Below are 20,831 nucleotides of genomic sequence, written 5' to 3'. Positions count from 1 at the left end.
TATGAAAGTAACTGTAGAAGCGCCAAAATTTGATGCAGATGTAAAACTCATTGAATTCATTGAAAAAAAAGTGGGAAAGCTTGAGCATTTTTATGATAAGATAATTCACGCAGATGTATTTTTAAAATTAGAGCCCAATGTGAAGCCAAATAATAAAATTGTCGAGCTATTAATCAGTGTTCCAGGGGATGAATTTATAGTAAAGAAAACGGCTAAGTCTTTTGAAGAGGCTACTGATGGGTGTGTACAGTCTATGGAGAGGATGCTTTTGAAGAGAAAAGAGAAAATTAGGTCTTAATTTTTTTGATTTTTTATTGAAAAAAAATTGGATAAGTATAATAATTAGTTATCTTCGCAGTCCGTTAGAAATAGCGGACTTTTTTATGCCTCTTAAAAGAGGTGTATGTAAGTAAAAAGCCGATGTAGCTCAGCTGGCTAGAGCAGCTGATTTGTAATCAGCAGGTCGTGGGTTCGAGTCCCTCCATCGGCTCTTTTTTTAACCGAAATAAAAAGGTTAAAAAGTTCTTTAAAATATTGTTTTATTATTCAAAATTAATACGTAGTTTTGCGCACTGAATTTTGACAATACAATGGGGAGATACTCAAGCGGCCAACGAGGACTGACTGTAACTCAGTTGTTTTTAACTTCGCAGGTTCGAATCCTGCTCTCCCCACACCTTTAATTTCATTATCACTTATGTTAGTGAGGTTATAAACGCGGGAGTAGCTCAGTTGGTAGAGCGTCAGCCTTCCAAGCTGAATGTCGCCAGTTCGAACCTGGTCTCCCGCTCTAAATGCCTTTGAGGTGTTGAGCTTTCGCGAAAGCGTAAAAAAAATCCGCCGACGTAGCTCAGGGGTAGAGCGTTTCCTTGGTAAGGAAGAGGCCACGGGTTCAATTCCCGTCGTTGGCTCAAAAAGAATTAATAACAATGAGTGCTGGTCGCACTCACTTTTCGTGTTTAAATGAGAAGGTATTCGATCAATAGTAAACTAGTACACTAATAATAACTAAGATTAAATAATTACATTATGGCAAAGGAAACATACGATCGTTCGAAACCCCATTTAAATGTTGGAACTATCGGACACGTAGATCACGGTAAAACAACTTTAACAGCTGCGATTACAAAAGTATTGGCAGATGCGGGTTATTCAGAAGCTTCTGCTTTTGATCAAATTGATAATGCTCCTGAGGAAAAAGAAAGAGGTATAACAATAAACTCTTCACACGTTGAGTATGCGACAGCAAACCGTCACTATGCACACGTTGATTGTCCAGGTCACGCCGATTATGTAAAGAATATGGTAACTGGTGCTGCTCAAATGGACGGTGCTATACTTGTTGTTGCTGCTACAGATGGTCCAATGCCACAAACACGTGAGCACATCCTTCTTGGTCGTCAGGTAGGTATTCCTCGTATCGTTGTATTCATGAATAAAGTGGATATGGTTGATGATGAAGAATTACTTGAGCTTGTAGAGATGGAGATCAGAGATCTTCTTTCTTTCTACGAGTATGATGGAGATAACGGTCCTGTAATTGCTGGTTCTGCTCTTGGAGCATTAAACGGTGAGCAAAAATGGGTTGATACGGTATTAGAGCTTATGGCTGCTGTTGATGCTTGGATTGAAGAGCCACTTCGTGAGACTGAAAAGCCTTTCCTTATGCCAATAGAAGATGTATTCTCTATTACAGGTCGTGGAACTGTTGCTACAGGTCGTATCGAAACTGGTATTGCAAACACTGGAGATCCTGTTGAGATCATTGGTATGGGTGCAGAAAAACTTACATCTACTATTACTGGTATTGAAATGTTCCGTCAGATCCTTGATAGAGGAGAGGCTGGAGATAACGCTGGTATCCTTTTAAGAGGTATTGAGAAGTCAATGATCTCTAGAGGAATGGTAATTGTTAAGCCAGGATCAGTAACACCACACGCTAAGTTTAAAGCTGAGGTTTACATCCTTAAGAAAGAAGAAGGTGGACGTCACACTCCATTCCACAATAACTACCGTCCACAGTTTTACGTACGTACAACTGATGTAACTGGTAACATCATGCTTCCTGATGGAGTTGAGATGGTTATGCCTGGAGATAACTTAACTATTACTGTTGAGCTTATTCAGCCTATCGCACTTAGCTTAGGTCTTCGTTTTGCTGTCCGTGAAGGTGGTAGAACTGTAGGAGCTGGTCAGGTAACTGAGATATTAGATTAATTCTAGTCTATAGATAAAAAGTAAAGGTGTCTTGTTTTGCAAGACGCCTTGACTTTTGTTAAGAGGGGTTCTATTTAGCTTTCGCGAAAGTGTTGCTTGTTGAAGTCCTAAGTTTATGAATAATAACGATAATTTCTTTTGAAATTTGAGATTCAAAACTTAAAGTATACGGGATTAGCTCAGTTGGTAGAGCACTGGTCTCCAAAACCAGGTGTCGTGAGTTCGAGTCTCTCATCCCGTGCAACTTGAATTAGCTTTAAAATTAATTTTTTGAGCTAATTTATATTTTGAAAACATTAGAACATCTTGGCGCTTGCTAGGTGTTTGTTTAGAAAGAAATAACTATTATGGCTGGATTAATTAATTACGTTCAAGAATCATATAATGAGCTTAGAAACCACGTAACGTGGACGCCGCTTCCAGAAGCGCAACGTCTAATGGTGGTGGTTGCTGTGTTTTCTATAATTTTTTCATTGGCTATTTGGGGTGTTGATACCGTTTTTAGTAATGTGATTAAGTTATATTTTGATAAAGTAGTTGGAACAAATTAATTCAAGCAAGATGGCTAAGACAAGTAACACGAAACAGTGGTATGTGGTAAGGGCCGTTAGTGGTCAAGAGAATAAAGTAAAGGCGTATATCGAGCAAGAAATTTCTCGTTTAAATCTTGAGGATAGTATTGAAGAGGTGTTAGTGCCTACTGAGAAAGTTATCCAAATCCGTAATGGTAAAAAGGTTAACAAAGAGCGTGTTTATTTTCCGGGATATATAATGGTTAAAGCTAATCTTGGCGGAGAAATTCCTCACATTATTAAGTCTATTAATGGTGTAATTGGTTTCCTTGGTGAGGTTAAAGGTGGGGATCCTGTTCCATTGCGCAAGTCTGAAGTTAATCGTATGTTAGGTAAGGTAGATGAGCTTGCTGTAAAGCAAGACAGTATATCTATACCTTTCACTATAGGTGAGACAATCAAGGTGATTGATGGTCCATTTAATGGATTTAACGGTACGGTGGAGAAAGTGAATGAGGAAAAGCGTAAGCTTGAGGTGATGGTAAAGATATTCGGAAGAAAAACTCCGTTAGAGCTTAGCTATATGCAAGTGGAAAAAGTATAAGAGATTAATTGTTACATTAATATATTTTAGATTTTGTTCTATGCTTCCACATTATGAACAGGTCTGTTTAAATTTTTAGAAATGGCAAAAGAAGTAAGTAAGGTTGTTAAGTTACAAGTACGTGGAGGGGCTGCAAATCCTTCTCCACCAGTAGGACCTGCTTTAGGTGCAGCCGGTGTAAACATCATGGAGTTCTGTAAGCAGTTTAATGCTAGAACTCAAGATAAAGCTGGTAAAGTGCTTCCTGTTGCGATAACTGTTTATAAGGATAAGTCTTTTGATTTTGTAATCAAAACTCCTCCAGCAGCAGTTCAATTATTGGAAGCAGCTAAAGTTAAAAGTGGTTCTGGTGAGCCTAACCGTAAGAAAGTTGCAAAAGTTACTTGGGATCAAGTACGTGCAATTGCAGAGGACAAGATGCCTGATTTAAATGCATTTACAATTGATAGTGCAATGAAGATGGTGGCTGGTACAGCTCGTTCAATGGGAATAACGGTTAAAGGTGGAGATGCTCCAGCTTAACAGCTTAAAACAAAATTAAAATGGCAAAATTAACAAAAAAGCAAAAAGAAAATCAGACTAAGATTGAAGCGGGTCAAACCTACAATCTTGCTGATGCTTCTGCTTTAATTAAAGAAGTAAGTAACGTAAACTTTGATCCTTCTGTAGATATTGCTGTACGTCTTAATGTTGACCCTCGTAAAGCTAACCAGATGGTTCGTGGAGTGGTTACATTACCTCACGGTACTGGTAAGGATGTAAAGGTGCTTGCACTTGTTACTCCAGACAAGGCTGCAGAGGCTCAAGAGGCTGGTGCAGATTACGTAGGACTAGACGAGTACCTTGAGAAAATCAAAGGTGGTTGGACAGACGTAGATGTAATTATTACTATGCCTAGTGTAATGGGTAAATTAGGACCTTTAGGACGTGTCTTAGGGCCACGTGGTTTAATGCCTAACCCTAAGACTGGTACAGTTACTATGGATATTGCAAAAGCAGTATCTGATGTAAAAGCAGGTAAGATTGACTTTAAGGTTGATAAAACTGGTATCATTCACGCTTCTGTAGGTAAAGCATCTTTTGATGCTGAGAAAATTGCAGGAAACGCAAGAGAATTAATAACAACATTAGTAAAGCTTAAACCTACTACGGCAAAAGGTGTTTACATAAAGAGTATTTTTATGTCAAGTACAATGAGCCCATCTGTAGAGGTAGATGCTAAGCGATTCGCTACTGACTAGTTCAAATTTTAAATTATGACAAGAGAAGAAAAATCAATAGTAATTAAAGATTTAACTGCGCAGTTAGGGGATAATGTACATATTTATCTTGCAGATATATCTGGTTTAGATGCAGGTGCGACTTCTAATTTACGTCGTGCATGTTTTAAAGCAGGAGTTAGTCTAGCAGTAGTTAAAAACACATTGCTGTCAAAGGCAATGGAGGCATCAGATAAGGATTTTGCAGAACTTCCAAATGTATTAAAAGGAAACACTGCAATCATGTTTGCCGAGACGGGTAATGCACCTGCTAAGGTTATTAAAGAATTTCGTAAGAAATCTGATAAGCCTTTATTAAAAGGAGCATTTATTGAAGAAGCTATTTATGTTGGGGACGATCAACTTGATAGTCTGGTAAATATCAAATCGAGAGAAGAACTCATTGGAGACATCGTTGGATTGCTTCAGTCACCTGCTAAGAACGTTGTTAGCGCTCTTAAGTCAAGTGGAGGTAAACTCGCAGGTATTATCAAAACCCTTTCTGAGAAGGAAGGATAATTAGTACGCACTATTATTTATTATATAACAATTACAATTTTCAAAAACGATAGAAAATGGCAGATTTAAAAGATTTCGCAGAACAATTAGTTAACCTTACAGTAAAAGAAGTAAACGAGTTAGCTACTATTTTAAAAGATGAATACGGTATCGAGCCTGCTGCTGCTGCAGTAGTAGCTGGACCAGCTGGAGCTGGAGCTGAAGCTGCTGAGGAAAAGTCAGAATTTGACGTGATCCTTAAGGCTGCTGGTAGTTCTAAACTTGCTGTAGTTAAACTTGTAAAAGAATTAACTGGAGCTGGACTTAAAGATGCAAAAGAGCTTGTAGATAATGCACCATCTCCTATTAAGGAAGGTGTTTCTAAAGACGAAGCTGAAGCACTTAAAGCTCAATTAGAAGAAGCTGGTGCAGAGGTTGAGCTTAAGTAAGCTTACCATAATAACTAGATAAAGGTTTAGGTTAATTGTACTTCTTCGGGAGTACGATTATACCTAAACCATTTGTCGTATAAGATGGTTACCTTTTTTGTAACTCGATATTTACTTGATTTTAATCGTACATAATAAATCATATTTAAACTTGCTAAGGGGCAAGTTTAGTTCTAATCAAATTCCGTTCGTTGATGATGCAAGATGCAAAACAAGGAGAAAGAATCAGTTTCTCATCGGTAAAGAATAGACCTGATTATCCAGACTTTTTGGATATTCAAGTAAAGTCTTTCCAAGATTTTTTCCAACTGGAAACAAAGTCTGATGAGAGAGGTGATGAGGGTCTTTATAATACTTTTCTCGAGAACTTCCCAATTACAGATACTCGTAACAACTTTGTACTCGAGTTTTTAGATTATTTCGTTGACCCACCAAGGTACTCTATTCAAGAGTGTATTGAACGTGGTCTTACATATAGTGTGCCTTTAAAAGCACGTCTAAAATTATACTGTACTGACGAAGAGCACGAGGATTTTGAAACTATTGTACAAGATGTATATCTAGGTACAATTCCATACATGACTCCTAGCGGAACATTTGTGATCAATGGCGCAGAGCGTGTTGTTGTTTCTCAACTACACCGTTCACCTGGAGTTTTCTTTGGACAATCGTTCCACGCAAATGGAACAAAATTATATTCTGCCCGAGTAATTCCTTTTAAAGGATCTTGGATAGAATTTGCGACAGATATTAATAGCGTTATGTACGCATATATCGATCGTAAAAAGAAATTACCTGTTACTACACTTTTCCGTGCAATCGGTTTTGAAAGAGATAAAGATATCCTTGAAATCTTTGACCTTGCAGAAGAAGTAAAAGTTTCTAAAACAGGATTAAAAAAATATTTAGGTCGTAAGCTTGCTGCGCGTGTTCTTAACACATGGCATGAAGACTTCGTAGATGAAGATACTGGTGAAGTAGTTTCTATCGAGCGTAACGAGATTGTACTTGACCGTGATACCGTATTAGAAAAAGAGCATGTAGAAGAAATTCTTGAAGCTGGAGCTAAGACTGTATTACTTCACAAAGAAGATAATCAGCAAGCAGATTATGCGATTATCCATAATACACTACAAAAGGATCCAACAAACTCAGAAAAAGAGGCTGTTGAACATATCTATAGACAACTACGTAATGCTGAGCCGCCAGATGAGGAAACAGCACGTGGTATTATTGATAAATTATTCTTCTCAGACCAACGCTATAACTTAGGTGAAGTAGGTCGTTACAGAATGAATAAAAAACTAGGTCTTGATATTGAGATGGATAAGCAAGTGCTTACTAAGCTTGATATTATTACCATTATTAAGTATTTAATTGAGTTGATCAATGCAAAAGCAGAGATTGATGATATTGATCACTTATCAAACCGTCGTGTACGTACAGTTGGGGAGCAATTATCTGCACAATTTGGTGTAGGTCTTGCACGTATGGCTCGTACTATTCGTGAGCGTATGAACGTTCGTGATAACGAAGTTTTTACCCCTATTGACTTGATTAATGCAAAGACATTGTCTTCTGTTATTAATTCTTTCTTTGGAACAAACCAGTTATCACAATTTATGGATCAAACCAATCCTCTTGCAGAGATAACGCACAAGCGTCGTCTTTCTGCTCTTGGACCTGGAGGTCTATCTCGTGAGCGTGCTGGATTTGAGGTACGTGATGTTCACTATACACACTACGGAAGACTATGTCCAATTGAAACACCAGAGGGACCAAACATTGGTCTTATTTCATCTCTTGCAGTATATGCAAAGGTGAATAACATGGGATTCATTGAGACTCCATATAGAAAAGTAGAAAACGGTAAAATCGATCTAAAATCTGAACCACTTTATTTAAGTGCAGAGGAGGAAGAAGGGATGTTAATTGCACAAGCAAACAACCCGATGGATGATAGCGGGGCAATTACTGAAGAAAAAGTAATTGCACGTATGGAAGGAGATTTTCCAGTTGTAGATCCTGATACCGTACACTATGCAGATGTCTCTCCTAACCAGATTGCTTCTATATCTGCATCTCTTATTCCATTCTTGGAGCATGATGATGCAAACCGTGCATTGATGGGATCAAACATGATGCGCCAGGCAGTGCCACTTATTATGGCAGATGCGCCTATCGTGGGAACAGGTCTGGAACGTCAAGTAGCTACAGATTCTAGAGTACTTATTAACGCAGAAGGTGCGGGTACTGTTGAGTATGTTGATGCAAACATGATTACTATCAAATATGATCGTACGGAAGATGAGCGTCTAGTTAGTTTTGACGAAGATTCTAAATCATATAACCTTATTAAGTTCCGTAAAACGAACCAAGGAACAAATATCAACTTGAAGCCTATTGTAAAAGTAGGTGATAGAGTAGAAAAGGGTCAAGTATTATGTCAAGGGTATGCTACCGAGAAAGGGGAGCTTGCACTAGGACGTAACATGAAGGTTGCCTTCATGCCTTGGAAAGGATATAACTTTGAGGATGCGATCGTAATATCTGAAAAGGTAGTACGTGATGATATCTTTACTTCTATTCACATTGATGAGTATTCTCTTGATGTGCGTGATACTAAGTTAGGAAACGAAGAGCTTACTAATGATATCCCTAACGTTTCTGAGGAAGCTACTAAGGATCTTGATGAGCACGGAATGATCCGTATAGGAGCAGAGGTAAAACCTGGAGATATATTAATAGGTAAGATTACTCCAAAAGGAGAATCTGATCCTACTCCAGAAGAAAAACTTTTACGTGCAATCTTTGGAGACAAAGCTGGTGATGTAAAAGATGCTTCTCTTAAAGCTTCACCTTCTTTACATGGTGTGGTTATCAATAAGAAGTTGTTTGCAAGAGCAATAAAAGATAAGCGCAAGCGTGCAAAGGATAAAGAAGATATCGCTGTTCTTGAGAATGAGTATGATGATAAGTTTGATGATTTACAAGCTGTAGTAATTGAAAAATTATTTAAGCTAGTAAACGGTAAAACTGCTCAAGGTGTTATGAATGATTTAGGTGAGGAAGTTCTTCCTAAAGGAAAGAAATTCACTCTTAAGATGCTTAACTCTGTAGAAGATTACACGCACCTTACGCAAGGTACTTGGACTACAGACGATAAGACTAATACACTTATAGCAGATTTATTACATAACTATAAGATTAAAGAAAACGATCTACAAGGAAACTTACGTCGTGAGAAATTTACAATTTCTGTAGGAGATGAATTACCAGCTGGTATTATCAAACTTGCAAAAGTGTACATTGCCAAAAAACGTAAGCTTAAAGTAGGTGATAAAATGGCAGGACGTCACGGTAACAAAGGTATCGTTGCTCGTATCGTTCGTCAAGAAGATATGCCATTCCTTGAGGATGGAACTCCAGTAGATATCGTTCTTAACCCACTTGGTGTACCATCTCGTATGAACATCGGGCAGATTTATGAAACGGTACTAGGATGGGCTGGTCAAAAATTAGGAAGAACGTATGCGACGCCTATTTTTGATGGAGCTACATTAGATCAGATTAATGCACTTACTGATGAGGCGGGTATTCCACGTTTTGGACATACTTACTTATATGATGGAGGTACGGGAGATCGTTTTGATCAACCAGCAACAGTAGGAGTTATCTATATGCTTAAACTAGGACACATGGTAGATGATAAGATGCACGCGCGTTCTATCGGACCATACTCTCTTATTACGCAGCAACCTCTTGGAGGTAAGGCGCAGTTTGGAGGTCAGCGTTTTGGTGAAATGGAGGTTTGGGCTCTTGAGGCATATGGAGCTTCGGCAACATTGCGTGAGATCTTAACTGTAAAATCTGATGACGTGATTGGTCGTGCTAAGACGTATGAAAGTATTGTAAAAGGAGAGCCTATGCCAGAGCCGGGACTTCCTGAATCTTTCAACGTATTGATGCATGAGCTTAAAGGACTGGGACTAGACATTCGTCTAGAGAATAAGTAAATGGTTTTTGGAAAGCGGAGTCTTTTGAGGTTCCGCTTTCGCGAAAGCGTAACAATAACCATTCACAACAATAATTAATTCGACATATACAGAATTATGGCAAGAAATAATGATAATGTACAACAGCCGAAGTTTAATGCTATCTCGATCGGTCTTGCGTCTCCAGAATCTATTCTAGGGGCATCAAGAGGAGAAGTTTTAAAGCCGGAAACAATAAACTACCGTACGCACAAGCCAGAGCGTGACGGGTTGTTCTGTGAGCGTATTTTTGGTCCTGTAAAGGACTATGAGTGTGCTTGTGGTAAATATAAAAGAATACGCTACAAAGGGATCGTGTGTGATCGTTGTGGTGTTGAAGTAACAGAAAAGAAAGTACGTCGTGATCGCGTGGGGCACATTAATCTTGTGGTTCCTGTTGCACACATTTGGTACTTTAGATCGTTACCTAACAAAATAGGTTACTTACTTGGTCTTCCATCTAAGAAATTAGATATGATCATTTACTACGAGCGTTATGTGGTTATACAACCAGGTATTGCAAAGAGTGAAGAAGGTGAGGAGCTTAACAAGATGGATTTCTTAACAGAAGAGGAGTATTTAAATATACTTGATAGTCTTCCTCAAGAAAACCTATATCTTGATGACGAGGATCCAAACAAATTTATCGCCAAAATGGGTGCTGAGTGTTTGATCGACCTTCTTAAAAGAATTGATCTTGATGAGCTTTCTTATGAGTTACGTCACAAGGCAAATAATGAGACGTCTAAACAACGTAAAACGGAGGCGCTTAAACGTCTTCAAGTTGTAGAGGCACTTCGTGATTCAAACAAGAATCGTGAGAATCAACCTGAGTGGATGATTATGAAGGTTGTACCAGTAATTCCACCAGAATTACGCCCACTAGTGCCACTAGATGGAGGTCGCTTTGCAACATCAGATTTAAATGACCTCTATCGTCGTGTAATTATACGTAACAACCGTCTTAAGAGATTGATGGAAATCAAGGCTCCTGAGGTAATTTTACGTAACGAGAAGCGTATGCTACAGGAATCTGTAGATTCACTTTTTGATAACACTCGTAAGTCATCTGCAGTTAAAACAGATTCTAACAGACCATTAAAGTCTCTTTCTGATTCTTTAAAAGGTAAGCAAGGGCGTTTTCGTCAAAACTTACTTGGTAAGCGTGTGGATTATTCAGCACGTTCTGTAATTGTTGTTGGACCTGAGCTTAAATTGTTTGAATGTGGTATTCCTAAAGGAATGGCTGCAGAGCTTTATAAGCCATTTGTAATCCGTAAGCTTATTGAGCGTGGGATTGTAAAGACAGTAAAATCAGCAAAGAAAATAATAGACAAAAAAGAGCCAGTAGTTTGGGATATTTTAGAGAATGTTCTTAAAGGACACCCTATCCTCCTTAACCGTGCTCCTACGCTTCACCGTCTAGGTATACAGGCCTTCCAGCCTAAACTTATTGAAGGTAAAGCAATACAGTTACACCCATTAGTATGTACAGCATTTAACGCCGATTTTGACGGTGACCAGATGGCAGTACACTTACCATTGGGACCTGAAGCGATACTTGAGGCGCAGCTATTAATGCTTGCTTCTCATAATATCCTAAACCCTGCAAACGGTGCTCCAGTAGCAGTACCTTCTCAGGATATGGTATTAGGTCTTTACTATATGACAAAGGCCAGAAAATCGACTCCAGAATTTCACGTAAAAGGAGAAGGAATCACTTTCTATTCTGCAGAAGAGGTAAACATTGCCTACAATGAAAAGCGTGTAGATATTAATGCTATCATTAAAATACGTGCTAAGGATTTTAATGAAAATAAAGAGCTTGTTTATAAAGTAATGGAGACGACTGTAGGTCGTGTGCTATTTAATGAAGCTGTGCCAGAAGCTGCTGGATATATTAACGAAGTATTGACTAAGAAGTCTCTTCGTGATATCATCGGTGGGATTCTTAAAGTGACTAGTGTACCTGTAACAGCAGATTTCCTTGACCGTATCAAAACGATGGGTTATGGATTTGCATTCCGCGGTGGACTATCGTTCTCTCTTGGAGATATTATTATCCCGAAGGAGAAGCAGGAAATGATTGATGATGCAAACGAGCAAGTGGAAGGTATTACTGGATCTTATAACATGGGTCTTATTACTAACACAGAGCGTTATAACCAAGTTATTGATGTATGGACATCAACAAACGCGACTCTCACGGAGCTTTCTATGAAGCGTATTCGTGAGGATCAACAAGGGTTTAACTCGGTGTACATGATGCTTGACTCTGGAGCACGTGGATCTAAGGAGCAGATACGTCAGCTTACTGGTATGCGTGGTCTTATGGCAAAACCTAAAAAATCTAACGATGGAGGTGGTGCTATTATTGAAAACCCTATTCTTTCTAACTTTAAGGAAGGTCTTTCAATTCTTGAGTACTTTATCTCAACACACGGTGCTCGTAAAGGTCTTGCAGATACAGCCTTAAAAACGGCAGATGCAGGTTACTTAACCCGTCGTCTTGTAGATGTATCACAAGATGTTATTATTAATAGTACAGATTGTGGTACATTAAGAGGAGTAGAAGTAGCAGCTCTTAAGAAAAACGAAGAGGTTATTGAATCTCTAAGTGCACGTATAATAGGTCGTACATCTCTTAATGATGTTATCAACCCACTTACTAACGAAGTGATTGTTGAAGCAGGAGCAGAGATAGACGAAGATATAGCAGATCTTATAGGTGCTGCACCAATAGAAACTGTAGAGGTTCGTTCTGCGCTTACTTGTGAGGCTACGAAAGGAATTTGTGTGAAATGTTACGGTCGTAACCTAGCAACTAACAAAACGGTGCAAATGGGTGAAGCTGTAGGAGTAGTAGCAGCACAATCTATTGGAGAACCAGGTACACAGCTTACGCTTCGTACATTCCACGTAGGAGGGGTAGCAGGAGGCGTGTCTGAGGATTCTAGTGTAACAGCTAAATTCCCTGGACTACTTGAGATCGAAGATCTTAAGACTGTAACTGGACAAGATAACGAAGGAAACGATGTTCAAATCGTAATCTCTCGTACATCTGAAGCAAAAGTATCTGATCCTAAAACGGGTATCACATTAAGTACAAATACAATTCCTTACGGTTCACAAATATTTGCCAGCTCTGGTGATAAAGTGAAAGCTGGAGATGTAATCTGTAAGTGGGATCCATTTAACGGTGTAGTTATTTCAGAATTTGCTGGAAAAATTAAGTTTGAGTCTATTGAGCAAGGTATTACATACCGTGTAGAAACAGATGAGCAAACAGGTTTCCAAGAAAAAGTAATATCTGAATCTAGAGATAAGAAGAAGATACCAACATTGATTATTGAGGATAGCAAAGGAAACGCGCTTCGTTCTTACAACTTACCAGTAGGAGCTCACCTTATGATTGATGATGGAGATAAAATTAAAGAAGGTAAGATTCTTGTAAAAATACCTCGTAGGTCTGCAAAGGCTGGGGATATTACAGGGGGTCTTCCACGTGTAACTGAATTATTTGAAGCACGTAACCCATCTAACCCAGCAGTAGTGTCTGAAATAGACGGTGTGGTTTCATTTGGTAAAATCAAACGTGGTAACCGTGAGATAATCGTAGAGTCTAAACTTGGAGAAATCAAGAAGTACTTAGTGAAGTTATCTAATCAGATTCTAGTTCAAGAAAATGATTATGTACGCGCAGGTATGCCACTTTCTGATGGATCTGTGACACCTAATGATATTCTTAATATCAAAGGGCCGTCTGCAGTACAGCAGTACCTAGTAAACGAAGTACAAGAAGTATATCGTCTACAAGGGGTGAAGATTAACGATAAGCACTTTGAAGTTGTTGTGCGCCAGATGATGCGTAAAGTACGTATACAAGATCCAGGAGATACTATCTTCCTAGAGAATCAATTGGTACACAAAGCAGACTTCATTGAAGAAAATGATGCAATGTACGGTATGAAAGTCGTAGAAGACGCAGGAGAATCTGAGAGCCTTAAACCAGGTCAACTCGTTTCACCACGTGAGCTTCGCGATGAAAACTCTTTACTTAGAAGAGAAGATAAGAATCAAGTTACAGCTCGTGATGTAAGTCCAGCTACAGCTTCTCCTATCCTTCAAGGTATTACAAGAGCATCGCTACAGACTAAGTCATTTATCTCTGCAGCATCATTCCAAGAGACAACAAAAGTATTAAACGAAGCTGCTGTAAGCGGTAAGATTGATCACTTAGAAGGTCTTAAGGAGAATGTAATTGTAGGTCATAAAATTCCAGCAGGAACGGGAATGCGTCGTTACGATAATATACTCGTAGGAAGCAAAGAAGATCTTGAGAATATGATGACTGAAAAGCAAGAAGTAAATTACAACTAGTATATAGTTTGAGTTTTTTAATCTTTTAAGAAACAAAAGCTTTAATAATGTTTAAAACCCGTTCAGCAACGCTGAGCGGGTTTTGTATTTTATATGACTAATCATTGCTTAGATTATGTTCGTTTTTTCGTGTCAAGAGAAATGCGCATTAGATCATTTACGCTTTCGCGAAAGCGTAATTATTTTTATAATTTATAGTTGCATTAGAACGATTTCTATGATTTTTCACATCGAAAATGGTGATGAGTATTTACCACTATTTGAAGTAATGCTACTATTTTAATGTGAAAATCCTGTTATCAAATCACTCACCGAAAAGTTGAGAAGATCTGCAAGAATTTCAATGTGTAATGAGCAATATGAAGGAATTATTTACTTTTTTATCTAGGCGCTACTAGACGTATCTAATGCTTTCGTTGTTAGTTTGACTTTTAGCCTTTTCATTTATATAATTGGACTAGAACGTGCTGTATTGAATAAAAGTTGAACACTTTTAAGTGAAAATAAGAATCATTATCTCATTTTTTTTCTGACATAAACGAAATGTTAATTTTAAATCGTAAATTTCTTAAACAAAACTTAATTTGAGATATTTAATATATCTTCGATCATTTTTTTTAGTACTTTTTTTTAGATTTAACCCCTACTTTTTTGGAAGACACACAAAATAAGAAGCATATAATTGTTGCTGTAGGAGCCAGTGCTGGTGGCCTAGAGGCTCTTAATGCCTTTTTTAATAATGTAGTAGAAAATTATGATTACAGTTATATAATCATACAACATTTATCGCCAGACCACAAAAGCCTCATGGCAGAGTTGTTGTCAAAAAAAACAAACGTTCCTATTGTCGCTGTTACAAATGACTCTGAAATCAAAAGAAGTCATATATATGTTATACCTCCTTCAATGAATCTCATCATTGAAAATGGACATCTTATTTTATTGAATAAACCAGTAGCCAAAACGCTCAATCTTCCTATAGATTTATTCATGAGTTCCCTTGCAGAAGCTTATGGAAAGGAAGCCGTAGGCGTTATATTGAGTGGTACAGGTAGTGATGGTACAAAAGGCGTGCAAGCTATCAAAGAACATGGAGGAGTTGTACTTGTACAGCAACCAGATGAGGCTAGCTTTGATGGGATGCCTACAAGCGCTATAAATAGTGGTAATGTAGACTATATTGTGCCCGCAGGAGAAATGATAGATGAAATACATCGCTATTTTAATAATGAGGATGTGTTTAATTTTAAGGAAGATATTTCTACAGAAGATAATGAACGTTTGCGTTCCATTTTAAATATCCTCCATACTAATACAAATATAAATTTCAATTACTACAAGCGTCCTACGATTCTGAGACGAACAGAAAGGCGTATGCAAAACCTTAAAATGGGTAGTTTTGATCAATATATAGCATATCTTAAAATTCATCCAGAAGAGGTTTCTGTGTTATATAGGGAGTTTTTAATAGGAGTCACAAAATTTTTTAGAGATACAAATGCTTGGAATTTACTAGAGGCGGAGACCATACCAGGTATTGTAAGAAATAAAAGGGATGGAGATACTATAAAAGTTTGGGATGTGGCTTGCTCTACAGGAGAAGAGGCATATTCAATGGCGTTGCTTTTTCAAGAAGAAATAGATCGTCAGGAAAAGGATATAAAGCTCAAAATATTTGCTACAGATATTTCTGAAGAGCACATAGCACTTGCATCTCAAGGAGTTTTTAGTAATACCATTGTTCAAAGCGTTTCTCCAAGTAAATTACAGAAGTACTTTATTAAAGATGGAGAAGAATATAAGGTTGCTAAAGATCTTAGAAAGAAAATTATTTTCTCTAATCATGATATTTTAAAAGACCCTCCATTTAAAAATATGGATATGGTCTCATGCCGTAATCTTTTGATTTACTTAAAGCCAGAGGTGCAAACAGCGGTATTGCATACATTACACTACGCATTGAAACTTAATGGATTTTTGTTTTTAGGTTCTAGTGAGTCTATTACTGCCTTGCGTAATTCCTTTGAGACAATCAATGGGAAGCTTAAAATTTTTAAGAATATACACCCATCAGAGAGATTGCATAGTGAGTTACTTACTTCAAATGCAGATAAGAGTGACTTTCTACTTTCGCGAAAGCAGAAAAAAACGGTAATTCACAAGAAAGAAACATTTACCAATGATATTAAAATGAGTATAAGCAATGTGCTTTTATCTCAATTTGATACTGCTAGTGTATATGTCGATGCAGACTTTAAAGTACTAGATGCTTTAGGTTCTTTTTCTAAGTATGCACAATTACCAGAAAGCGGTTTTTCTTTAGACTTACTAAAGATGCTTCCTGATAATTTGAAAACGGCAGTAAACTCGGCTGCGAGAAAAGCAAAGCGTTCTAAAAAAGACTTTATTTACAACGACGTGATTACCCCAAAGGCAGGTGCCGATACCGTTGTTAACGTACTGGTAAAACCTGTTTTTCAAAATAACACAGATGATTGCAACTACGTAGTAACATTTATTGAAAAGGAATTAAATCCAGACTCAGCTGTAGCTCGTGGCACAATGAATCTTGCGGTAGCTCCAGACGAGCGTATTAAAGACCTTATAGACGAGATAGAAGAAACAAGAGGAGAGCTTAAAAAAGCGCTAGAGGATGCAGAGACTAGTAATGAAGAATTACAAACGCTCAATGAAGAGTTGCTTGCCTCAAATGAAGAATTGCAGAGCACAAACGAGGAGTTGCAGAGTGTAAATGAAGAATTGCATACTGTAAATGTGGAGCATATTGAAAAAATGGATGATCTCGCATTGCTTAATGCAGATATGGACAATATTCTTAATAGTACTCAGATAGCTACAATCTTTCTAGATAGGCAACTTACAATTAGAAAATTTACACCTTCCATACAAGAACATTTCAAGTTAATGAAGCAAGATGTAGGGAGACCTATAGATCACTTCTTAACCCAGTTAGGAACAGGGAGAAAATCGTCACTTAGAAGTAAGATTGAAACAGTGATGAGTACAGGTGAGGTAAATGAAACACAAATTGATAAAAAAGGTGGACGCTCTTATATACGACGTATTTCTCCTTTCTATACAGGGACTAATAAAATAGAAGGATCTGTAATCGCCTTTGTAGACATTACCAAAACGGTGGATTCACAAAAGAAATTAAAAGAAAGCCAGCAGAAGTTTAAAGATTTTTATGAAAATGATCCTGTGATGCACGTTAGTGTAGATCCTTCTACAGGACGTATTGTAGAATGTAATAAAATTTTCATCGAGACGCTTGGCTTAAATTCTCGTAGCGAAGTTGTAGGTAGGCGTATATTTGATTTCTACACAGACGATTCTAAGGCTAAAGGCCTTGGTCTCTTGGATGAGATTCAAAGAACTGGAGTGATAGAAGGTGAGCAAATGACCCTTATAGATACAGAAGGTAACGAGATTCCTATTATTCTTAATTCTGAGCTGGTGATTCCAGAAGAAGGTAACTCGTACTCGCGTTCTACCTTAATAAACATATCAGATTTGCAGCGTGCACAGCAGTTAATGTATGATAAGAATGAAGAGTTACAACGCATTAATACAGACCTAGAACAGTTTGTATCCATATGTTCACATGACTTACAAGAACCTTTGGGTACGATACGCTTTAGTAGTGATGTTATTCTAAAGAAATTTGGAGATGATCTAGACCCTAAGGCTGCCGAATACTTGGGTTACATCTATGGTGCAGCAGGTAGAATGGCAAACCAAATCAAAGGACTTCTAGAGCATAGCCGCATAGGGCAAGAACTAGAGCGTACGGAAGTAAATGTTCAAGAACTACTAGAGATTGTAAAGTATGATCTCGGCAAAAGACTGAGAGAGTGTGGTGGTAAAATACATCTTAGTAAAATGCCTACTATCCAGGCTTATAATACGGAGTTGAGGTTATTGTTCCAGAACTTAATAGGTAACTCACTCAAATATTCAAAGCCAGATGTAAGTCCTATAGTGCGTATTTCATCTTTTGAAGATGAAGGGTACTGGACCTTTGTGATCAATGACAATGGTATAGGTATAGCCGAAGAAGATCTTGACCAGGTTTTTAAAATTTTTGGTCGTGCATCCACCCAGCATAAATATGAAGGTACTGGTGTCGGTCTTGCACACTGTGAGAAAATTGTAAAACTTCACGATGGCTCAATATGGGTGGACTCTCAGTTAAATGTAGGTAGTACATTTTATTTCAAAATTAAAAAATAAGTAAACTATGGGGAGTCCATCTGCTTTATATCCAAAAAAGATTGACCTAACTAATTGTGATAAAGAACCTATACATCTCATAGGTCGTATACAATCTCATGCGATGCTTTTTGTGATAGATAGCTCATCTTTTGAGATATCACACATATCTGAAAATGTGATTTCTACGCTTTCGCGAAAGCGTGAAGAGTTTTATTCTAAGCGTCTTGAAGATGTGTTGGGACAAAATGGTACACTTATAGAAACATATATAAAAAGTAAAAATAAGACCTCTCTAGAAGTAACAATTGATGATAAACGTTATGTAGTAGTCGCTCACCACAACAATCAATTAGTATATATAGAATTAGAGCTCATACAACAGCAAGAAAGTGCTCAATACATGCAACGCCAGTTATCTGAAATTATATCAGATTTAAGTGAGGCTGTTTCTGTCTCTGCAATGTGCGATAAAACAGCAAGACTCATTAAGGGTTTTACTGCATATGATCGTGTAATGATATACAAATTTGACGAAAACTGGAACGGTAAGATTATATCTGAGGCTCGTGAAGAGCACCTTGATAGCTGGATAGGAATGCATTACCCAGCGACAGATATACCACAGCAAGCACGTAAACTGTTTTTAAAACAAGGCGTGCGTATCATTGCAGATGTTGCATCACAGACGGTTCCCGTTTATGCAAAGCCTAGTGCAGAAGATGAGCCAGTAGATTTAGGTCTTTGTGAGTCTCGAGCATCGTCTCCTATACATATAGAGTATTTGGAGAATATGAAAGTCGGAGCAACACTCACGGCAGCAATCGTGAGTGATGGAGAATTATGGGGTTTAATAGCGTGTCATCATTATAGTCCTAAGTTTGTAAACTATTATCAAAGACAAACGGTTAAGTTTTTAACTCAGGTATTTTCTACGCAGCTCACATTAAGAGCGTCAAATGAAGTGCTCAGCCGTATTAACGCAACTTCTGCTATACGAGCTAGCCTTGTAGAGCAAATGAGTGATGGATGGGACGTGGCAAATGGTTTGACACAGAAGTCTACATCAATGCTCACTATTACAGAAGCTACGGGTGGAGCAGTATTTTTAGAAAATAATGTGTCCACTGTAGGAGAGACTCCCAGTAATGAAGAAATTATAGCCTTAATAGACTGGATATATGACACGCAGATGGGCGATATATATACCACTCAAAATATTGCAGAAGAGTATGATAAGGGGGCGGCTTTCGCCAAAATAGGCTCGGGATTACTTTGTGTTTTTATTGCAAAAGGAGAAAAGGATTGTCTTCTCTGGTTTAAACCAGAACTTAAACAAGTTATATCCTGGGGAGGAAATCCAGAAAAAGCGATGGAAGAAAAGGCGCAAAAACTAAGCCCTAGGAAATCTTTTGAAAAATGGAATAAAGAGCAAGTAAATACATCGCTTCCTTGGAAAGATTATGAAATAGCTTCTGCTCAAGCACTCAAAACTAGTATTTCAAATATTATTATAAGTAGGTATCAAGAGGTAAAACTTCTTAACGATAAACTTAAAGAAGCTTATAAAGAGTTAGAATCTTTTAGCTACAGTGTTTCTCATGATTTGAGGTCTCCTTTGCGTGGTATTGATGGTTTTGCACAAATAATTAAAGAAGATTACTTTGAAACGCTGGATGAATACGGTCAAAAAGCCATTCAGACAATCATCGATTCTACAAGCAAAATGAATACGCTTATAGATGATATCCTTGCATTTTCTGGAATAGGTAAAAACCAGATAGCTATGGGAGTCTTTTCTATGAAAGACTTAGTAGAAGAGGTAGTTGCATTTTTGCAAGTAGATATGAAGTACAAAGACGCACAATTTATTATTGACCCAGAATTACCTGATGCCTTTGGAGATCGAGGTATGGTTTTTCAATTGCTTAATAATCTTCTAGGTAATGCTCTTAAGTATTCTCAAATGGTAGAAAAGCCTATTATAGAAGTAGGTTTTGATAGTAGTGAGTCTCCTTCGGTTTACTATGTAAAGGATAATGGCATAGGTTTCAACAATAAGTATAACGAAAAAATCTTTGGAGTTTTTAATAGACTTGTAAAGGATGAGTTTGAAGGTTCTGGGATAGGTCTTGCTATCTCTCAACGTGTTATAGATAAACACCAAGGTCGCATCTGGGCAGAAGGTAAGATAGATGAAGGAGCCACATTTTATTTTCAACTACCCACTAGATAATGAAGGGACTTATAGTATCCGTAGAAGATAATGCCACAGACAGTGCATTAATGAGTCGTATTTTTGATAAAGAAATGCCCCTTGTTGAAGTTCGTTTTATAGATGATTCCTTAGAAGCTCTATCATGGTTTAAGGCTTATGATGATGTGAGTCGCATACCAGATCTTATATTGTTAGATATAAAAATGCCTAGATTAAATGGCTTAGACTTATTAAAGGAAATAAGAAAAATAGAGCTATTTAAATATGCACCTATCGTTATGATGAGTTCATCAGATCAAATAAGTGATAAGGATAAGGCTTATCTCAATGGAGCAAATAGCTACCTAGAAAAGCCTAAAAATTATGCCGAGTTAAAGGAGCGAATTCCTATTGTCGCCAAATATTGGTTAACATTAAATAAATAACT

13 protein-coding genes and 5 tRNA genes are annotated in these 20,831 nt (G+C 37.6%); all 18 read left to right on the top strand.

All coding sequences use genetic code 11. From position 1 onward, the window contains the following. The first annotated feature begins 1 nt into the window (after position 1). The 18 genes from KRODI_RS01855 (at position 2) to KRODI_RS01770 (ending at position 20,829) form a co-directional block, all read left to right on the top strand. A complete protein-coding gene (locus KRODI_RS01855; RefSeq protein ID WP_013749866.1) occupies positions 2-298 on the top strand; it encodes an HPF/RaiA family ribosome-associated protein in 297 nt (98 codons plus the stop codon). Positions 299-416: 118 nt separating this feature from the next. Then, positions 417-490, top strand: a tRNA-Thr gene (locus KRODI_RS01850). 102 nt (positions 491-592) lie between these two features. Next, a tRNA-Tyr gene (locus KRODI_RS01845) sits at positions 593-674 on the top strand. Between the two features lie 43 nt (positions 675-717). Then, a tRNA-Gly gene (locus KRODI_RS01840) sits at positions 718-790 on the top strand. 49 nt (positions 791-839) lie between these two features. Further along, positions 840-911: transfer RNA gene (locus KRODI_RS01835), tRNA-Thr, on the top strand. Positions 912-1,029: 118 nt separating this feature from the next. After that, positions 1,030-2,217 (top strand): elongation factor Tu, encoded by a 1,188-nt coding sequence (tuf, locus tag KRODI_RS01830; RefSeq protein WP_013749865.1) that lies wholly within the window; start codon positions 1,030-1,032, stop codon positions 2,215-2,217. 168 nt (positions 2,218-2,385) lie between these two features. After that, a tRNA-Trp gene (locus KRODI_RS01825) sits at positions 2,386-2,458 on the top strand. A 106-nt stretch (positions 2,459-2,564) separates the two neighbouring features. Beyond that, positions 2,565-2,768: a preprotein translocase subunit SecE gene (gene secE / locus KRODI_RS01820; protein WP_013749864.1), complete on the top strand. Its 204-nt coding sequence runs from the start codon at positions 2,565-2,567 to the stop codon at positions 2,766-2,768. Between the two features lie 10 nt (positions 2,769-2,778). After that, entirely contained in the window at positions 2,779-3,333 is a 555-nt protein-coding gene (gene nusG, locus KRODI_RS01815; RefSeq protein ID WP_013749863.1) for a transcription termination/antitermination protein NusG, read from the top strand. A gap of 81 nt (positions 3,334-3,414) precedes the next feature. Continuing rightward, on the top strand, positions 3,415-3,855 hold the full coding sequence (gene rplK, locus KRODI_RS01810; RefSeq protein ID WP_013749862.1) for a 50S ribosomal protein L11: 441 nt from the start codon (positions 3,415-3,417) through the stop codon (positions 3,853-3,855). A gap of 20 nt (positions 3,856-3,875) precedes the next feature. Further along, entirely contained in the window at positions 3,876-4,574 is a 699-nt protein-coding gene (rplA, locus tag KRODI_RS01805) for a 50S ribosomal protein L1 (RefSeq protein ID WP_013749861.1), read from the top strand. Positions 4,575-4,589: 15 nt separating this feature from the next. Then, complete coding sequence (gene rplJ, locus KRODI_RS01800) at positions 4,590-5,111, top strand: 50S ribosomal protein L10 (RefSeq protein WP_013749860.1); 522 nt, start codon at positions 4,590-4,592, stop codon at positions 5,109-5,111. Between the two features lie 56 nt (positions 5,112-5,167). Continuing rightward, on the top strand, positions 5,168-5,539 hold the full coding sequence (rplL, locus tag KRODI_RS01795) for a 50S ribosomal protein L7/L12 (protein WP_013749859.1): 372 nt from the start codon (positions 5,168-5,170) through the stop codon (positions 5,537-5,539). A 194-nt stretch (positions 5,540-5,733) separates the two neighbouring features. Further along, entirely contained in the window at positions 5,734-9,555 is a 3,822-nt protein-coding gene (gene rpoB, locus KRODI_RS01790) for a DNA-directed RNA polymerase subunit beta (RefSeq protein WP_013749858.1), read from the top strand. Positions 9,556-9,651: 96 nt separating this feature from the next. Continuing rightward, positions 9,652-13,953: a DNA-directed RNA polymerase subunit beta' gene (gene rpoC / locus KRODI_RS01785; RefSeq protein WP_013749857.1), complete on the top strand. Its 4,302-nt coding sequence runs from the start codon at positions 9,652-9,654 to the stop codon at positions 13,951-13,953. 651 nt (positions 13,954-14,604) lie between these two features. Next, the gene (locus KRODI_RS01780; protein ID WP_013749856.1) at positions 14,605-18,207 is read left to right on the top strand and encodes a CheR family methyltransferase; all 3,603 of its coding nucleotides are present in this window, start codon (positions 14,605-14,607) and stop codon (positions 18,205-18,207) included. Positions 18,208-18,214: 7 nt separating this feature from the next. Continuing rightward, on the top strand, positions 18,215-20,422 hold the full coding sequence (locus KRODI_RS01775; RefSeq protein ID WP_013749855.1) for an ATP-binding protein: 2,208 nt from the start codon (positions 18,215-18,217) through the stop codon (positions 20,420-20,422). Continuing rightward, the gene (locus tag KRODI_RS01770; RefSeq protein ID WP_013749854.1) at positions 20,422-20,829 is read left to right on the top strand and encodes a response regulator; all 408 of its coding nucleotides are present in this window, start codon (positions 20,422-20,424) and stop codon (positions 20,827-20,829) included. Before KRODI_RS01775 ends, KRODI_RS01770 begins: the two co-directional genes overlap by 1 nt. Positions 20,830-20,831: the final 2 nt, after the last annotated feature.

Origin of the sequence: Dokdonia sp. 4H-3-7-5 (assembly GCF_000212355.1) — a bacterium.
GTDB lineage: Bacteria > Bacteroidota > Bacteroidia > Flavobacteriales > Flavobacteriaceae > Dokdonia.
This window is presented reverse-complemented; position numbering and strand designations above follow the sequence as displayed.

Bases quoted from the DNA above. Each gene is read 5' to 3' on its own strand.
- KRODI_RS01855 (WP_013749866.1), top strand. From the start codon at position 2: ATGAAAGTAACTGTAGAAGCGCCAAAATTTGATGCAGATGTAAAACTC.
- tuf (WP_013749865.1), top strand. From the start codon at position 1,030: ATGGCAAAGGAAACATACGATCGTTCGAAACCCCATTTAAATGTTGGA.
- secE (WP_013749864.1), top strand. From the start codon at position 2,565: ATGGCTGGATTAATTAATTACGTTCAAGAATCATATAATGAGCTTAGA.
- nusG (WP_013749863.1), top strand. From the start codon at position 2,779: ATGGCTAAGACAAGTAACACGAAACAGTGGTATGTGGTAAGGGCCGTT.
- rplK (WP_013749862.1), top strand. From the start codon at position 3,415: ATGGCAAAAGAAGTAAGTAAGGTTGTTAAGTTACAAGTACGTGGAGGG.
- rplA (WP_013749861.1), top strand. From the start codon at position 3,876: ATGGCAAAATTAACAAAAAAGCAAAAAGAAAATCAGACTAAGATTGAA.
- rplJ (WP_013749860.1), top strand. From the start codon at position 4,590: ATGACAAGAGAAGAAAAATCAATAGTAATTAAAGATTTAACTGCGCAG.
- rplL (WP_013749859.1), top strand. From the start codon at position 5,168: ATGGCAGATTTAAAAGATTTCGCAGAACAATTAGTTAACCTTACAGTA.
- rpoB (WP_013749858.1), top strand. From the start codon at position 5,734: ATGATGCAAGATGCAAAACAAGGAGAAAGAATCAGTTTCTCATCGGTA.
- rpoC (WP_013749857.1), top strand. From the start codon at position 9,652: ATGGCAAGAAATAATGATAATGTACAACAGCCGAAGTTTAATGCTATC.
- KRODI_RS01775 (WP_013749855.1), top strand. From the start codon at position 18,215: ATGGGGAGTCCATCTGCTTTATATCCAAAAAAGATTGACCTAACTAAT.
- KRODI_RS01770 (WP_013749854.1), top strand. From the start codon at position 20,422: ATGAAGGGACTTATAGTATCCGTAGAAGATAATGCCACAGACAGTGCA.